General features: G+C 44.2%; 14 protein-coding genes and 1 tRNA gene. All 15 read right to left on the bottom strand.

What is annotated here, in order from left to right; translation table 11 throughout:
- Positions 1 to 95: 95 nt before the first annotated feature.
- A tRNA-Leu gene (locus tag H0Z23_RS05765) sits at positions 96 to 182 on the bottom strand.
- A gap of 56 nt (positions 183 to 238) precedes the next feature.
- Positions 239 to 1,228, bottom strand: a complete 990-nt coding sequence (locus H0Z23_RS05760; protein WP_296868132.1) for an L-threonylcarbamoyladenylate synthase — start codon at positions 1,226 to 1,228, stop codon at positions 239 to 241.
- Positions 1,225 to 2,346 (bottom strand): tRNA guanosine(34) transglycosylase Tgt, encoded by a 1,122-nt coding sequence (tgt, locus tag H0Z23_RS05755; RefSeq protein ID WP_296868130.1) that lies wholly within the window; start codon positions 2,344 to 2,346, stop codon positions 1,225 to 1,227. Before tgt ends, H0Z23_RS05760 begins: the two co-directional genes overlap by 4 nt.
- 2 nt (positions 2,347 to 2,348) lie before the next feature.
- Positions 2,349 to 3,140 (bottom strand): TatD family hydrolase, encoded by a 792-nt coding sequence (locus H0Z23_RS05750; protein WP_296868128.1) that lies wholly within the window; start codon positions 3,138 to 3,140, stop codon positions 2,349 to 2,351.
- A gap of 1 nt (position 3,141) precedes the next feature.
- On the bottom strand, positions 3,142 to 5,082 hold the full coding sequence (gene metG, locus H0Z23_RS05745; protein WP_296868126.1) for a methionine--tRNA ligase: 1,941 nt from the start codon (positions 5,080 to 5,082) through the stop codon (positions 3,142 to 3,144).
- Positions 5,079 to 5,918: a 16S rRNA (cytidine(1402)-2'-O)-methyltransferase gene (gene rsmI / locus H0Z23_RS05740; protein WP_296868124.1), complete on the bottom strand. Its 840-nt coding sequence runs from the start codon at positions 5,916 to 5,918 to the stop codon at positions 5,079 to 5,081. The genes metG and rsmI overlap by 4 nt, the downstream gene beginning before the upstream one ends.
- Complete coding sequence (locus H0Z23_RS05735; protein ID WP_296868123.1) at positions 5,906 to 6,649, bottom strand: methyltransferase; 744 nt, start codon at positions 6,647 to 6,649, stop codon at positions 5,906 to 5,908. Before H0Z23_RS05735 ends, rsmI begins: the two co-directional genes overlap by 13 nt.
- The gene (smc, locus tag H0Z23_RS05730; RefSeq protein WP_296868122.1) at positions 6,649 to 10,071 is read right to left on the bottom strand and encodes a chromosome segregation protein SMC; all 3,423 of its coding nucleotides are present in this window, start codon (positions 10,069 to 10,071) and stop codon (positions 6,649 to 6,651) included. The genes H0Z23_RS05735 and smc overlap by 1 nt, the downstream gene beginning before the upstream one ends.
- Entirely contained in the window at positions 10,046 to 11,551 is a 1,506-nt protein-coding gene (locus H0Z23_RS05725; protein WP_296868120.1) for an Rne/Rng family ribonuclease, read from the bottom strand. The genes smc and H0Z23_RS05725 overlap by 26 nt, the downstream gene beginning before the upstream one ends.
- Positions 11,541 to 12,164, bottom strand: a complete 624-nt coding sequence (locus tag H0Z23_RS05720; RefSeq protein ID WP_296868119.1) for a TIGR03936 family radical SAM-associated protein — start codon at positions 12,162 to 12,164, stop codon at positions 11,541 to 11,543. The genes H0Z23_RS05725 and H0Z23_RS05720 overlap by 11 nt, the downstream gene beginning before the upstream one ends.
- A complete protein-coding gene (locus H0Z23_RS05715; RefSeq protein ID WP_296868117.1) occupies positions 12,161 to 13,975 on the bottom strand; it encodes a TIGR03960 family B12-binding radical SAM protein in 1,815 nt (604 codons plus the stop codon). Before H0Z23_RS05715 ends, H0Z23_RS05720 begins: the two co-directional genes overlap by 4 nt.
- Positions 13,976 to 13,994: 19 nt before the next feature.
- Complete coding sequence (gene rodA / locus H0Z23_RS05710) at positions 13,995 to 15,143, bottom strand: rod shape-determining protein RodA (RefSeq protein ID WP_296868116.1); 1,149 nt, start codon at positions 15,141 to 15,143, stop codon at positions 13,995 to 13,997.
- A 14-nt stretch (positions 15,144 to 15,157) separates the two neighbouring features.
- Entirely contained in the window at positions 15,158 to 15,448 is a 291-nt protein-coding gene (minE, locus tag H0Z23_RS05705) for a cell division topological specificity factor MinE (RefSeq protein WP_296868152.1), read from the bottom strand.
- Between the two features lie 18 nt (positions 15,449 to 15,466).
- Complete coding sequence (minD, locus tag H0Z23_RS05700) at positions 15,467 to 16,267, bottom strand: septum site-determining protein MinD (protein ID WP_296868114.1); 801 nt, start codon at positions 16,265 to 16,267, stop codon at positions 15,467 to 15,469.
- Between the two features lie 91 nt (positions 16,268 to 16,358).
- Positions 16,359 to 17,009, bottom strand: coding sequence for a septum site-determining protein MinC (locus H0Z23_RS05695; protein WP_296868112.1), 651 nt, complete (start codon positions 17,007 to 17,009; stop codon positions 16,359 to 16,361).
- Positions 17,010 to 17,051 lie beyond the last annotated feature (42 nt).

The raw sequence follows: 17,051 nt of genomic DNA, 5'->3' as shown, positions 1-17,051 counted from the left end.
GAGCACAACATGACCCTTTTCCTGCTCATCTACTAACAGGCTATATTTTTTTTACTAATCTCGTTTCGTTCTATGTTGAACACCACCTGACTTAGTGGTGGGGAAGGGGGGATTCGAACCCCCACATCCGTAAAGGACACTGGCTCCTGAGGCCAGCGCGTCTACCATTCCGCCACTTCCCCTTCCAACGGCGATGATTGTAACAATGTAAAGACCTTTTGGCAAGTATTATTATATACTACTCCCATTCAGAAGCTGCCCTTATAAGCCTATCTCTAACTGCTGCTCCTATCCCACTTTCGGAAGGAAGCTCTACCAAAATAACCCCCACACTCCACCTTTCCATGGCTCTGAGGGCCGCAAAAAGCCCCCTTCCATAATGGACAACCGAATCAAATCTGATTTCTTCTTTTGTCTCGACAGGCGGAGCACTTAGACCAACAAAACCCACATTTGAAATATTGTTTAAGTACGCAGGATGTTCCTTCCATCTTCCTACTTCATCTATTATCACTACAGGCACCGAGGGAGCATAATGCCTGTATCTCGTCCCAGGTGAATGTTTCGCAGAAGAATTATCCTTCGTAGGAACCAAAACGGGAGCTACCTCTTCTAGAACCTCCAATGGACACCCCCCATGTCGCAGTAAGACGACCTCTTTATTTCTCACGTACAACACCGTAGATTCTACACCCACATCAGTGGGCCCAGAGTCCAAGATAACGTCCACACGATTCTTCATATCTTCCATAACTGCTTCAGCATCTGTTGGGCTTGGCCTTCCGCTTCTGTTCGCACTGGGAGCAGCGATAGGAACCTGGGCTTTATCTATCAAACCTAAAGCCACTGGGTGATTGGGCATCCTAACGGCAACAGTCTCCAATCCCCCTGTCGTAACTTTAGGCACTACGCCCTTTGCAGGCAACACTAAAGTTACCGGCCCAGGCCAAAATCTTTCCATAAATTTCAACGCCATTTCGTTTAAATGGGCAAGTTGATGAACATCTTCCATCCTTGAAACGTGAACTATTAAAGGATTATCTACCGGACGGTTTTTAGCCCTAAATATGGATAAAACAGCGTTTTCGTCCAATGCATTGGCTCCCAACCCATACACAGTTTCCGTGGGAAAGGCCACCAATCCGCCGCCCTTAACAATTTTAGCTGCTTCTTCCAACAGTTTCTCTTCTGGATTCCATTTATCAACCTTTATAAGCCTGGTTCTCATCTCTTGCCGCCTTCGTCTTTGAAGTTTTCCTCAAAACGCTTCTTGAAATCCTCGAAAGAGCCTTCTAATATTGCCGCTTGGGCCCTTGTCATCAAGTCAATCAAAAAATGGAGATTGTGCCAGGTGCACAACCGCGAAGCCAATATTTCCCCACTCCTGTACAAATGTCTAATATAAGCTTTAGAAAAGTTCCTACAAGCATAACAGCTACAATTAGGGTCTATAGGTGTAAAATCTCTCTCGTAAGCTTTGTTCTTGAGATTAATCCTGCCACTGTAGGTAAAGACAGTCCCATTCCTTCCATTTCTAGTTGGCAAAACACAGTCGAACATATCCACGCCTCGAGCAATACCCTCCAGAAGATTAAGGGGGTAACCAACCCCCATCAAATACCTGGGCTTTTCAATAGGAAGCTCTTCGGACAACACGTCCAACATAGCGTACATTTTTTCGTGAGGTTCACCTACTGACAGGCCTCCTATTGCATATCCTGGAAAATCCATCTTCTTGAGCTCAGCGGCACAGTATAACCTCTGATCCGAATATACAGAACCCTGAACGATACCAAACAAAGACTGATCAAAACGCTTGTGGGCTTTCTTACAGCGTTCAGCCCACGATATAGTACGTTCAACTGCTTTATACGAATCTTCAGGAGTACAAGGGTAAGGGACACACTCATCAAAACACATGGCTATGTCGCTTCCAAGCTGTTCCTGAACAAAAGTGGCCTTCTCAGGCGTCATAAAATGGCGAGTCCCATCTAAATGGGACTGGAATAAAACACCATCATCTGTTATCTCTCTGAGGGTAGACAAGGAAAAAACCTGAAACCCCCCACTATCTGTCAGGATTGGCCTATCCCACCCCATAAATTTATGTAATCCTCCAGCTGCAGAAACTATATCTGCCCCAGGCCTCAAATATAAATGGTAAGTGTTGCTCAGTATTATCTGGGCCCCAATCGCCTTCAGTTCAAAAGGCGCCATGGCCTTAACTGTAGCCCTGGTTCCCACCGGCATAAAAACCGGAGTTCTGATCTTGCCATGAGCTGTCTCTATAACACCGACTCGAGCCTTGGTTTTTCTGCATTTGGCCTCTATCTTGAAATTCAACATGGTTACACTACTCCACCAAACAAAGTTTTTATATTTAAGTAAATTTGCTCCGCCATGCCCTCGACTGTCACGCCTTTGACGGATGCCAAAACTTCATACACATATTTGACGAATGAAGGTTCATTCCTTTTGCCTCTTTTGGGGACAGGCGCCAAATACGGAGCATCAGTCTCACACAGCAAACGATCCACGGGGATCTTCTTGGCCGCCTCCCTCAGCTCCGAGGCTTTAGGAAATGTCAGGATGCCGGAGAAAGAAATATATAATCCCATATCCAAAGCCTTCTTGACATCATCATAAGTTCCCGAGAAACAGTGAACAATACCTCCTTTTTGAGGAAGCCCCTCCTCCCTCAAAATAGCGTAGGCATCACCAAAGGCATCTCTTATATGCATGATCAAGGGTTTTTCAACCTGTTTTGCTAATCCTATGTGGGCAACAAAAAGCTCCCTTTGAAGCTCTCTAGGAGAATTATCGTAATAATAATCTAATCCCGTCTCACCCACAGCAACAACAGGATTCCTCTCGGCTTGATCCTGCAAGTCGAGAGGAATCTTGCCTGAATACCGCTCTGCCTCGTGTGGATGTATGCCTACCGAAGCGCCCCAAACCACCTCTGAATAATTCTTTGCTATATCTATAGAAATCAAGCTATCCTCTTCGTTAGAGGCTACTGCTAAAACTCCTTTGACCCCTTCAAGATAAGCTCTATCTAATACGCTATCTAAATCTTCCCTTAGTTCTGGCATAGCCAAGTGGCAGTGGGTATCAAACAACTTCGGTGCTATTCCCATACTAATGAACCCTCGATCCCAACTTTATGTCGCTGTCAACTGTCAAAAGAGCTATTCCTTTACCATCAGGGGTCTCAGCAGCCAATAACATCCCGTTACTTACTACACCTCTCAGTTTAGCTGGCTTTAGGTTGCATATCACTATTATCTTCTTACCCTTCAACTCTTCCTCCGTATATGCTTCCCGAATGCCAGATACAATGGTGCGGCGCTCGTAACCTAAATCTAAATCTAACTTGTAAAGTTTATCAGCCTTGGGAACTGGCTCTACCGAGACTATCTTCGCCACCCTGAGCTCCACTTTCTTAAAATCGTCGATCGTTATCTGTTCCTCGTGCTCTCCTGGATCTGGCTCAAGGTTTTTAGATGCATCCCTTTTCGCCTTTTCTTCTTCCCACTTTTTCATATCTATTCTTGGGAAAAGGACCTCTTTTTTGCCCACTTCCGTTCCACTTTCCCTTTGCCCCCAATTAAAATCATCTATGGAGCATTTGCTTGGATCACCTTCCACTCCCAACTGGCTCCATATCCTCCTACTGGTTTCAGGCATAAACGGGGACAAAAGAAGGCCAACTAACCTTAAAACTTCTTCTAATGTGTACAAGACCGTACCTAACCTTGTAATATTTTTTTCTTTGCCCAGCTTCCACGGCATAGTCTCGTCGATATATTTGTTGCCTCTTCTAACCAGAGTCCACAAAGCCTTAAGAGCTTCATCGAAGGCATACACGTCCATATGCTTAAGATACGCCTGCATTGTCTCCTCAGCTAAATTTTTCACCTGCAAGTCCACATCTTCCAAAGCTCCCTGCTCTGGGATTTTGCCTTCAGTAAAATTGTTGATCATCTGCATGGTTCTATTGAGAAGGTTCCCCAGATCGTTAGCCAAATCGGAGTTGATCCTGCCCACAAGGGCTTTCTCAGAGAAATCTCCATCAAGGCCAAATGGCACTTCCCTAAGCAAGAAATATCGGAATGGATCTACCCCATAAAGGTCCACCATCTCAAAAGGATCAACGACGTTACCCTTCGATTTAGACATCTTCTCTCCCTCTACAGTCCACCATCCATGGGAGAAAACCCTTGCTGGCGGTTCAAGCCCTAAAGCCAACAACATAGCCGGCCATACTACGCAGTGAAACCTTATTATATCCTTTGCCATTATGTGGTTCACTGTAGGCCAAAACCTTCTTACCAACTCTTCATTGTCAGGATAACCACATACAGTCAAATAGTTTATAAGAGCATCAAACCACACGTATATGACATGTTTTTCGTCCCCTGGCAGAGGCACTCCCCAGGATATGCTAGTCCTAGAAATGGACTGATCCTTCAAGCCACCTTTTATAAAACTTACTGTCTCGTTATACCTGGTCCTAGGAAGAATGGCGTCGGGGTTTTTCTCGTAATATTCCAAAAGCGGTTTCTCATACTTGGACATTCTGAAAAAGTAGCTTTCCTCAGTCATCCTCTGGAGAGGTCGCTTACAGTCTGGACACACCTTCTCTTCACCAAGTTGGCTCTCGGTAAAATAAGTCTCACAGGGCACACAATACCACCCCTCGTATGTACCTTTATATATATCACCCTGCTTTAGCAATTTCTCAAAAATGTATTTAACCACTTTAAGGTGCCTCGGTTCCGTCGTTCTTATAAAATCCGTGTTGGTTATATCAAGCTTAGTCCATAAATTCTTAAAATTCACCACCACCTGATCCACCAACTGCTGAGGAGTAAGGCCCTTCGCCTCAGCAGCTTGCTGTATTTTCTGGCCATGCTCATCCGTTCCAGTAGCAAACATAACGTCATAACCCCTCATCCTTTTATAACGGGCCATAGTATCAGCTGCTATCGTCGTATAGGCATGACCTATGTGAGGCACATCATTGACATAATATATAGGAGTAGTAATGTAAAAAGCCTTCTTTTCCAACAAACTCATCCCCTTTCATTAGTTTCCTTTAAAATTTCTCTCTTAACTGTATTTTTCGGTATACCATACTCCTCTTGTATCCTTTTTGCAACATCCTTCACTGATTCGCCTTTCTCAATCAACTCTTTAGTTTTGTTCAACCAATCATGTTTGCATTCTTGTCCTTCCACCTTATCTGGCTCAGAAGGGTGTAAAACTAACACCATTTCCCCTTTAGGCTTGCTCTCTACCACCCAATCTAACAAAGATCTTAAAGAGCCTCGCACTACTTCTTCGTGTATTTTGGTACATTCCCTTACAATCACTCCATCTATGGGACCAAAAGCCTCCAGCAAATCAGAAAGATCAGCTTGAACCCTGTGGGGAGACACATATAACACTACAGGAGCCGGGGCCTTCTCTATTATCTTTAAACAAGCCTTTCTTTCTTTTCCCTTTCTTGGCAAAAAACCTAAAAAAGAAAAACATTTCAATGGAAACCCTGATAAGAGCAAAGCAGGCACGAAAGCCGTAGGCCCTGGTAAAGCCTCTACTTTTATTCCCTCTCTTATAGCCTGCTGTATCAGCACATATCCCGGGTCAGAGATTCCTGGCGTCCCCGCATCAGATACCAAGGCCACTGCTTTTCCTTCTTTAAGTGCCTCAATCAACTGCCCGGTTCTTTGCTTTTCGTTATGCTCATGATACGAAATAAGCTTTGCCTTTATATTAAAACGTTCAAGTATCTTCCTCGTTCTCCTCGTATCCTCGCAAGCCACTATGTCTGCATCACGCAAAGTTCTCAAAGCACGTAATGTTATATCTTCCATATTGCCTATTGGTGTGGGAACAATCAATAACGACAAAGGCTATCACCTATCCTGTAAGCCTTGAGCAGCTCCTCCGTATACGAACCATCACAATTATGAATATAAAGGGGAGGCTCTACCATCATACCAACCCCACAAGATCTGGTGGCCATCATAAGAAAAACTGATGCATCGCTGCTTGGCTTTGGATGAACAATCCTCAGGCTTCTAGGTTGAAGCCCATTCTGTATCAACTTGCCGCAAACCTCTGCTAGCCTTTTGGCCCTCATGACCAAATAAAGCCTCCCCTTGTTCCTTAAGAGAAACTTGGCCGCTTTTGCCACATCATCAAAGGTACAAAACGTTCCGTGCCTGGCTGTAGCCTCTCTAAGGTTGGGGCTAGGCCTGCTCCTGTCCACTTCATCATAAGGAGGATTGACCACAACGACGTCAAAGGACTGGCTCCTATATAATTTCCTTACATCCCTAAGGTCTCCCTGTCTAAAAGAAACCTTATCTGCAAGGTCGTTTTCCAGGGCGTTTTGTTTTGATAATTCCCACAGCTCTTTCTGAACCTCAAGGCCCTCTATGCTCAAAGCATGAGGATACCGCCTTCCTAACAACAAAGCCACTGCTCCATGGGCAGAACCTAATTCCAATACCTTTTCTCCCCGCCTTATCTTACAGTAAGCCGCCAAAATTATGGTATCTACATTCACCCGTGGCCCATCTGCAGGCTGCCTCAGAACCAGTTCCCCATACAAAATATCGTCATAGGTCGTTTCCATTAATCCCAGTCCTCCAAGCGAACTCCAACTATCTGAGATAATCCCGGCTCAGATAAAGTAACCCCGTACATTACATCGGCATGCTCCATGGTTACACGCCTGTGAGTCATACACAACAGCTGAATTTTCTGCCCGTATTCTTCAGCAAGAGTTGCAAATCGCCTTAAGTTAGACTCATCCAAGGCGGCGTCCACTTCATCTAATACCGCTATGGGGACCTCAGCTACCTCCATAGCGGCAAACAACAAGGAAATGGCCGCAAGGGATTGCTCCCCTCCTGAAAGTTGGCCGATATGCTGAGGCCTCTTGCCAGGGGGGCAAGCAATAACCTCAACTCCAGACTCCCAAAGGCCACCGCCCTCTTCCAAACGCAATTGGGCCTCCCCTCCGCCAAAGAGCCTTTTAAACAGGTCGCTAAAACGGCCATTTATATGTCTTAAAGATTCCTTGAAAGCCCTGCCCGCGTGTTCGTCAGTTCTTGAAATAAGTTTCTCAAGCTCCACTATGCCTTCGTTTACATCCTTTAATTGATCTCCCAAATAATCCAACCGTTCCTTCAATGAGTCGTTCTCTGAAAGAATTCCCATCTGGACATCCCCTATATCTTTTAGGCACTTTTCTAAGCTCCTGATCTTTTTTCTTATATTCTCAACATTCTCTGTTGCCTCTTCAATTGGCCTGTGTTCCTCCTCCTCCAGATCTCCCCACATATCCATAAGTTCTGCTAATTCAGCCTCAGCGGAAGCCTTTTTAGCCCTCAGCTCTTCTGTGGTCAGCGCCCATTGCCTGTACCTTGCATCCGACATGTTCTTCTTGTTTTTTATCCGTTCCGCCCTCTTGCTCCATAACGCTACCTCTCTATGGAGCTTATCTGCTTTTGCCTTAAATTCATTAATAGAACCCCACTCCGATAAATAATGCTCTCCTAAGACCTTCAACTTATCAAAAGCCGTCTTTCGCCTCTGGCCAGCTAACCTGGCTGCCTCTTCTCTAGATAAAATATTTTTTCTCAATCGCTCTTCTTCTTGTTCAATCCTCCTCAAGATATCCTGAGCTGCCTTGCACTTTTCTGCCTCTAATTCCACTGCCACTCGGGCCTGAGTTTCTTCTTTTGCCAATTTCTCTATAGAAAGATGTTCCTCTTCCTCAGAGGAAAGAATTTCATTCAATTTCTCAAGTTCCTGCAAAGCCTTAAGGTATCTATCTCCCAATTCCTTAAGTTTTTTCAGCGACTTCTGCTTAAAATCATCAATGTCTCCTTGTCTTTTGGCAATTCTTGCCAGTTTTTTCCGATGCTCCTCCAAAGCTCCCTTAATCAAATCCACGTTGCGAAGCGCATCTTGTTTCTTCATGGACCATGTGTGTTCTTCCTTTTCCAAAGCTTCCATTTTCTTCTGTAACTTCTCTCTCTCTTCCTTCAGCTTGTTAAGGAACTGCTTCTTTTCCAACAAATTAGCTCTTGAAGTAATAGCTCCTGTTCGCCTGTTTTTGGCGCCACCTACAACAGTCCCTGATGGATTGATAACATCCCCTTCCAAGCTCACTATGGGACAAGAGAAACCCCGTCTGGAAAGTTCTTTTGCAACTTTGTAGTCTCTGACAATCAATAAGTCACCTATAAGATGCCTGACAGCCAAATCCCATTTTTCGTCAACTCTTATAAGGTCACACGCCCATGAGACCACTCCATCAATTCCTTCAGGAATTCCCCCCACTGAGGGACGGCGGGGCCTAACTTTCTCTAAAGGTAAAAATGTGGCTCTTCCTGCAGAACTGACCTTCAAGCTATCAATGCACTGCCCAGCAGCATCCAAATTTTCAACTAAAACCCAATACTGACGGCCTCCTAAAAAAGCTTCAATAGCCGAAAGGATCTCTGTAGGCCCTTCCATAGTTTCTGCCACAACCGTTAACTCCACATTCAACTTGCCTAACCTAGAGGCCGAAAGCAGGTGCCTAACTGCCTTGGGGTAGTTCTCAGCATATATAGAGTCTTCCATCTCTTCCACAAGAGAGGCCGTCCTGGTTATTTCCTTTCTTAGCCCTTGAATTCGCGTTGCAACGCTTTGGAGCTTAGAGAAAAGTTCACTATGGCAGCTAAGGGCCTCATCCAAGTTCCTCCGGGCTTTTTTTTCTTCGTCAGCCAACTCCTTTATTTTGTTTTGAAGGGATGCTATTTCACCTTGGGTCTCTGTGTACTCTTTCCCAAACTCCCAATAAATACTTCCCGTTTTCGATAACTCAGAGTGCAACAACTCCAAGTTTTTTTCTAGATTCTCTTTCTTATTAAGTAAAGCGCTTCTTTTTCTCTCTTGTTCTCGTATTTTATCTTTAAGAATCCGCTTTTTCTCCTCCAGTTTTTTAAGCTCTTTTTCTTTATCCAACAAGCGCTCTCGCGCAAGGATGAAGTTTCTATCTGCCCTCTCTTTCTCCTTCAACAGGTTTTCCAAAAAGTGCCTTTCTTTATCAAGCTCCCCTAAAACATCCTCCTCGTGACCCAAAAAATCTTTTATGGTTGTACCGTATCCAAACATTTCCTTTTTCATCTTTTCCAAGGTCTTGTGTTTTTCTTTAACGGCTTCTTCCAAAAGCCGTAATTCCCCTTCAAGTCGGTCCATTAAAGTATCACAATGGTTTAGAGCTTTGGCCCAAAGGCTCGGCCATAAAGATACAACCCCCTTAGTCCTCTCTAATGCCCTAAGCTTTTCTGTAACTTCAAATATAACTCTCTCCGCCCTTGCTTTTTTTATGAAGTAGTATTTTCTCTTTAATTCAGCAAGGCGAGTCATAATATCCTTAGCTTTAAGAGCCCTTTCCACTTCAGGAGCAATGGTTTCCTTTCTGGCTCTTAGCTCGGCCGCTAAAGTCTGAAGCCTCACAAGCTCATTTTTCGCCTCGGCCAATCTTGCCAGGGCATCCTCTCGCTGCTTTCTGTACACATCTATACCAAAAAGGGCCTCAAAATGTTCTCTTCTTTGAGACGGCCTCTGCTGTATAATTTCCGATATCTCTCCTTGCCCTATGAAGGCAAAACGGTCAATTCCAAGTTTCCATCTTCTTTTAACTTCATCTAAATCAGATAGTCTAATTTTCTCTCCATCAACAAAAACAGATCCTCCCTCTGAAAGGGACCATCTCCTTTTTATGTCACAAGATGCCTCTTTGTCCTTAAGCACCAAAGAGACCTCTACAAACTTAGCTGGAGGTTTTGTCAAGCTTCCCTGAAAAATTAAATCCTGTTGGCGTTGTATTCTCAACCTCCCGGGATTGGAATCTCCCAACACCCATTTCAATGCATCAAGTATATTACTCTTACCGCTCCCATTGGGCCCAACTATAGCTGTAAGGCCTGGCGCTAGCTCTAAATGATGAGTTCCGCCGAAGCTTTTAAAACCTTTAAGCAGGATCCGTTCTATAAACAACGCATCCTGCCTCCCTTTCTTTCAAAAGGTTCACCCTGTGAAGTACCTGCTGCAAATTGCCCTGAGCTTCTATCCTGTATTTATCCCACGCCATTTTGCTGTTCGGCATTATGAAAAGCTTTATTCCCATCTGTTCTTCCCACTGCTTTTGAATGCTACCATGTATGAAATCAGCTATGGCACTGCTCGCTTCCAGCAATATCGCCTCAGGGGCACTAGATTTTACGACCTTTCTTAAAAAACGTTTTATAGATGCCGATATGGCTTCTTCCCGCAATACTTGGCCTGTCCCCCCACAAAAAGGACAACCCCTGGTAAAGGTAGCCCTCATGTCCGATCTGGCTCTTTTGCGGGTCAATTCCACCAATCCCAACTGAGTAAGCCCAAACACTTTGGCTTTGCAACGGTCGTTTTTAAACACTTCTTCTAGGCGTTCCAGCAAGGCATGCTGGTCCTCTTCGTTGCCCATATCTATAAAATCTACCACGACTATTCCGCCTATAGCCCTGAGCCTAAGCTGCCTGGCTATCTCTTCTGCAGCTTCTATATTAGTCTTTAGGACAGTTCTTCTGAGATCTTTATCCCCCACATATTTACCTGTATTAACATCAATAACGGTCAAAGCCTCAGTTTGATCTATAACAAGATACGCTCCGGAACCTAGCCACACCTTTCGGTCCAAGGCAGTGGAAAGCTCATTTTCGATCCCATACATTTCAAAAAGAGGAATTTTGCCCCTGTGCAAGGAAACATGTGGAAGGCTTTCTTTGTTGCAAAAGCGCTCCACATACTTTTGGGCCAAATAGAACTCTTCTTCCGAGTCTGTAACTATCTCTGTTACAAACTCATCGAGCTCATCCCTCAGGACCTTCCCTAAAAGCCCCATATCCTGATATAAGAGGCAAGGTGCATTCTGCCTGGATGCTTCGTGCTCTATTTCTTTCCAAGTTGAAAGCAATTCAGAAACGTCCTTTAATAAGAATTCTTCATCGGTACCAACCGCTGCTGTTCGAACAATTAGCCCAAAGCCTTCAGGACGGATCTTCCTGCCTATCGCCCTCAAATGTTCCCTTTCTTCTGAAGCAATCTTCCTTGAGACCCCTACATCGTTTCCTCCAGGCACTAAAACCAGGTATCTCCCCGGTAACGAAATTCTTGTTGTCACTCTCGCCCCTTTACCTTTCCTGGCCGCTCTTGATATTTGTACCACTATCTCCTGGCCCTTTTCTATCTTCATGCTCTTCACTTCGGCAAGATATAAAAAAGCGTTCCTGCCCTGACCTAGATCCACAAAAGCAGCATTCATCCCAGGCAAAACACTGTCAACTCTGGCTTTGTATATATCCCCTGTCCTCTGGCTATCCCAAAGACGATCTACAAATAACTCCACCAATCTACCGTTCTCTACTATAGCGACTCTCATCTCCTCAGGATCTATGCAATTTGCAAAAATCTTTTTTTCTACTGGCTCATTCACCATTTAAGTTTGTAGCCCCTAATAAGGGACTTACCCTTCCTCCCTTCAAAGTACCAACTGCAAGACGAACCATGAAAAGGTCTTCCCACCCATGTATTATCTCTTTTTCCTTCAGCAGAGAAACCAACTTCGAAAGCCCAGCTTTAGCTGGATCAAGCTGTATATACTCAACATAATCAGGACCAAAGCGCAAATCCCCGATCTTTCCCAATGTGGTCCAATCTTCTTCAAAAAAAGCTTTCAGTTTATCCATAACACCAAAAGCTTGTGGGTATACTCTATAGCATGCGGCAGTGCAAAGCTTACTTAAGCTCGGAGATTCCTCTACTTCAGCCATGTGGGTTACCTTTAATCCCTGAGGCATATGTTCATTAACATCCTTAACAGAAGGCACCCCGCCCCTTTCAAGCCATACCTCGGCAGGCTCTGCCAACCCTACCACCCCAATCGGCAAGGCTGGGCCTAAACTTACCTTGTCTTTTGGTGAAAATCCCTTTGTTCGCGATATGCTGCATCCAGCACGCCGAAGCGCTCTACATATAAGCGGAGGCAACTCTACATGAGGAACAAAACACAAAAGGCCTCTTTTCTCATAAGTGAACCTAACCCTTATCATGATCTGCCACTTACCTTTCCTATAACGGGACAGCCGCGCATCTCCCACCCACAGGCATTACATTTACCGCTCCTGCAGTCCCCGGTTAATTCTCCGTTTAATGCCTTACTTCTCTCTCTCCACAAAAAGTCCTTTGATATTCCGATGTCAATATGATCCCAAGCCAGCACTTCTTCTTTGTCCCTTGCCCTATTTGCGTAACAATGAGGATCAAGACCAACAATTTCAAAAGCCTTCATCCATAAGTTAAGGTCAAAACACTCTGACCACCCATCAAACCTGGCCCCCATTCTCCAGGCCTCCTCTATAACAGCCCCTAACTTCCTGTCGCCTCTAGCTATCACTCCTTCCAAAAATGTCTGATCTGGGTCATGATAGCTCAAATTAAATCTCGACTTTTTGGCCTGGTTTTTCAACCATTTCCCTGTAGAGCTCAAATATTCCCTAGATGCCTGAGCCTCCCACTGGAAAGGAGTGTGAGGTTTAGGGACAAAACCGGCAACAGATACATTTACCCTCAACCTATGCTTATATTGTCTACCCTTCTTAATGGCTCTCTTGGCTATGTCTATTATCCCCTCTAAATCCTCCGAATCTTCTGTAGGAAGACCCATCATAAAATACAGCTTTATACCTTCCCAACCCCTTTTGGCTACCTCCTCAAAAGTCTGTTCTATATCCTCTTCAGTAACACCTTTGTTAATTACATCCCTTAATCTCTGGGTTCCCGCCTCAGGGGCAAAAGTCAAGCTACTCCTAGATAAAGATTTGAGATTCTGGGCCAATTGGATTGAGAAAGCATCCATCCTCAAGCTAGGCAGGCTTAATACTATATTTTTTTCTTCCATGAATGGAGTAAGTCCCTCTATAACCTTATTAAGCCCTGTGTAATCACAAGAAGCCAAAGAAACTAATCCTAACTCCTCCCAACCTGTCTTAACCAAAATCTTCTTAGCTATATCTATAACAGATTCAGGGGATCTCTCTCGCAAAGGCCTGTATATCATGCCAGCTTGACAAAAACGACACCCCCTGGTGCATCCTCTGAAAACTTCCACGGCCGCCCTGTCATGAACTATCCCCGCAAGGGGGACCAACATTGAGGAGGGAGTGAAAGCATCATCCAAACTGAGGACCACTCTCTTTCTGTATGTACGACCCTCTGTTGAGGGAGATCCTTCATCCAATAAAGGGACATAAAACCCCTCCCTCTTGCTCAGTTCCTCCATAATTGCCAACCTGTTTCCTCTATGCTCCTTAACAACCTCGAGCATCTCAGGCAAAAGCACTTCACCATCGCCAAGACAAAACACATCAAAAAAATCTCTCAGAGGCTCAGGGCAAAGGGCCCCTGGGCCACCAGCCACGATCAAAGGATCATCTTTGCCTCTATTGCAACTTTTTAGCGGCACACCGCCCAGATCAAGCATAGTCAATATGTTGGTATACGTAAGTTCATATTGAAGGGTAAACCCCACCACATCAAATTTCCTAAGAGGAATCTCAGAATTTATGCCCGTAAGCGGAAGATCTCTCTTTCGTAATTCTTTTTCCATATCAAGCCATGGACAGTAACATCTATCTACACATACATAGGGCATTTGTCTTGCCAAGTCGAACAAAATCTGAAAACCAAGATAACTCATCCCTACCTCATATGTATCAGGAAAGGCAAAACAAAGCCTCACTTTTCCTGGATCCTGGCAATTTTCTAATTCACTCGTGCCCCATTCTCCACCAATGTAGCGGCAAGGCTTTTTTACTTTGCTCAATATAGCTCTTCGGTAATCTGACCTTTCAGGAAAATCCATCTACTAACATTCCTCCTGTTTAATCTAACGTCAACCTATACTGCTTTTTCGTAGAAACATATATGCTCTGTACTATACCCAAAGCTATGCCGACAGAGACTAAAGAGCTACCTCCATAGGATAAAAAGGGAAGCGGCAATCCTGTTACTGGCGCAAGCCCCATACTCATAGCAAGAGATTCGATAACCTGGAACCATATCCAAGCAGAAATTCCTACTATAAAAATTTTAGCTCTTTTATCTTTGACAATCTTTGCTATACCTAAGAGCCTCCAAAGCAAAAAACCAAACAACAATATTATTATTGTGGATCCTACAAATCCAAACTCTTCCGCAAAAACACTAAATATAAAATCCGTATGTGGCTCAGGCAGAAAGTAAAGTTTGCTTTGGGTACCTTTCAAAAAGCCTTTACCCCACAAACCTCCTGCTCCCACCGCTATTCGAGACTGAATGACATTATAACCTGCCCCAAGAGGATCCAGATAAGGGTTTATGAACACCAGTAACCTTAGCCTCTGATACTCCTTCAGGAAATGCCACCCCAAAGGCATGCATCCTACAACAATGGATAGCAAAATGGCAAGATACTTTCCTAATGCTCCAGAAGCAAACAAAGCAGCCAAAGTTATACATCCATATACTGCTGCCGTTCCCAAATCAGGTTGCAATAAAACCAAGGCACCGCTTAAACCAGCGATCGCCAAAGCACCCAAGAAATTCTTCAATTTATTGGGAGGAAACCGGGAAAGCCAGGATGCCAAAACAAGAGAGAGGGCAACCTTCCCTAATTCAGAGGGCTGAATCCTAACTTGCCCAAGGTGTAATAGAGTTCCTATATCTATCCAACTTTGAGAGCCCCTAGATACTGTCCCTGCTATTAGCACCAGAGCCATCAAAAATAAGACACTCGCATACACAATGGCTGACCACTTTAAAAGCCTCTCGTGCCCCACACAGAACACAAATAAAAATGCCCCGAAAGCTATTGTTCCCCATATGGCCTGCCGGTAGACAAAGTACTTTACGATATCCCCTCTCCCAGCCGTAGCACTATATATGCTCACAAGTCCCACCAAAAAAAGCAAAAAGACTAGTACAAGGGTGAGGAAATCCATCTCCCGGAGGGCATAAACTCTTTCAAAAAGGGATCTTAAAAATTTTTTCATCGTCCTCCCGGTTTCTACTCCCCCTTGTTGGAACTTGTCTTAACGTTGCGGTAATTTCTTTTGACCTTAACTATGGGTATATTGGCAACCAAGGCCACAGATTTGTTTTCCTTTTCCAATTCCAACTCTATTTGGCTCTCATCTATCTCCATATAGCGGCTTATAACTTCTATAATGTCTTTTCTCAGCATTTCCATCATTCCTGCAGAAATATCAGCCCTATCATGTATGAGAACAAGCTGAAGCCTCTCCTTTGCTTTCTTTTTAGAATCTCCTACTTTAAAGAAACGAGAAAGGAAACCCATGACTTCACTCCTTTTCATCTATAGCCTAAATAAACTCTTAATTCCTTCCCAAAACCCCTTGCCCTCATTTTCATCAGGATACTTGAGGGGAATATCCTTCCCCAAAATTCTATGGCATATATCTCTGAAGGCTTTTGCAGCAGGAGAACTATATCCCATAGACAGAGGCTCACCTTTATTGGTGGAAACTACAACTGCCTCGTCTTCAGGGACAACTCCCAGTAATTTGACAGCTAAGATCTCGCTCACATCGGTTACGTCCAACATGTTGCCCTTTTTGACCATACTGGAACGATATCTGTTAACTATAAGGCTTATGCTCTTTTTCCCCTCGGATTCCAAAAGCCCTATTATCCTGTCAGCATCCCTTACCGAAGAAACCTCTGGAGTAGCCACTACCAGCGCCTCGTCGGCAGCTACAGCTGCATTTTTGAAGCCACCTTCTATTCCAGCTGGGCTATCGATCAAAACAAAATCATACGAATCTCTCAAAGCCTCACAGAGCTCTACCATCTGTTCAGGGGAAACTGCGTCCTTTGTTCTAGTTTGGGCAGCGGGCAACAAATATAAATTGTCTACCCTTTTGTCTCTTACTAGGGCCTGTTCCAAGCGGCAGCTTCCTTCAACTACGTCAACTAAATTGTAAACGATTCGATTTTCCAAGCCCATAACGACATCCAGGTTTCTAAGTCCTATATCCGCGTCAATAGCAACCACGGAATAGCCCTCTTTTGCTAAAGCCACAGATATATTGGCTGTAACCGTGGTTTTCCCTACGCCTCCCTTTCCGGATGTAACAACAATTATCCGCGCATTCAAAGGATATCCCTCCATCGTCTTTAGGTGATTTTAACTCTCATCTATTATATTAAAGCCCCAAGGAGCTCTAACATCTCTCCTAATCTTCATCCTATCCTGAAAGCTCCGAAACAGCTATAACTCCTTGTGCAACGTACACCTTCACAGACTTTCCTATCCAGTGAGTATCAGGTCCAACATAAGATATCTTATCGCTTATCCTCACTTGATTTGCATCAAAACAACCCGCAACTATGAAAACATCATCTTTTCCTTCACATCCTGCATGAGCCAAGCCACATAACCTACCCCATACGCAAATGGAGCCTGTGGCATATATCTCCGCTCCTTCATTCACGTTACCCAACACTATCACATCGCCGTCATGCTCAATTGTTTTTCCCGATCTCAAGGACCTATGGACAAAAAGAGTTCCTCGTCCCTGATACAACCTGCCCCTTTCCTGAGTTTTAAATCCCATGCTACTAAAAAGCTCCCTGCTCCCCTCATTAGAGGATCTCCACTCTTTTATCTTTAAGTGCCTCTTGCATACAACATTGGATAAAAGACCGAAAATGTCGTCCTGTACCAATTGCCTACTCTTGAAATCCAATATTAAAGGAACCCCTCCAACAAGCTTCCTCGCTTTGTCTATAGCCAAATTGATAGCTTCGTGCAAAAATTCTGCAGGAATGCTTTCTGAGACTATCAAGCGTATGTGCTCGCCTTCACCTTTAAACTGTATTTTTCCTGAGTAATCCATGGACTTCACCTTTCTCAAATAATTTACCAATCTTATATTATT

This window comes from Thermovirga sp. (genome assembly GCF_017656375.1).
GTDB lineage: Bacteria > Synergistota > Synergistia > Synergistales > Thermovirgaceae > Thermovirga.
Note: the sequence above shows the minus strand (reverse complement) of the source record. Positions and strands in the feature narration are given on the sequence as shown.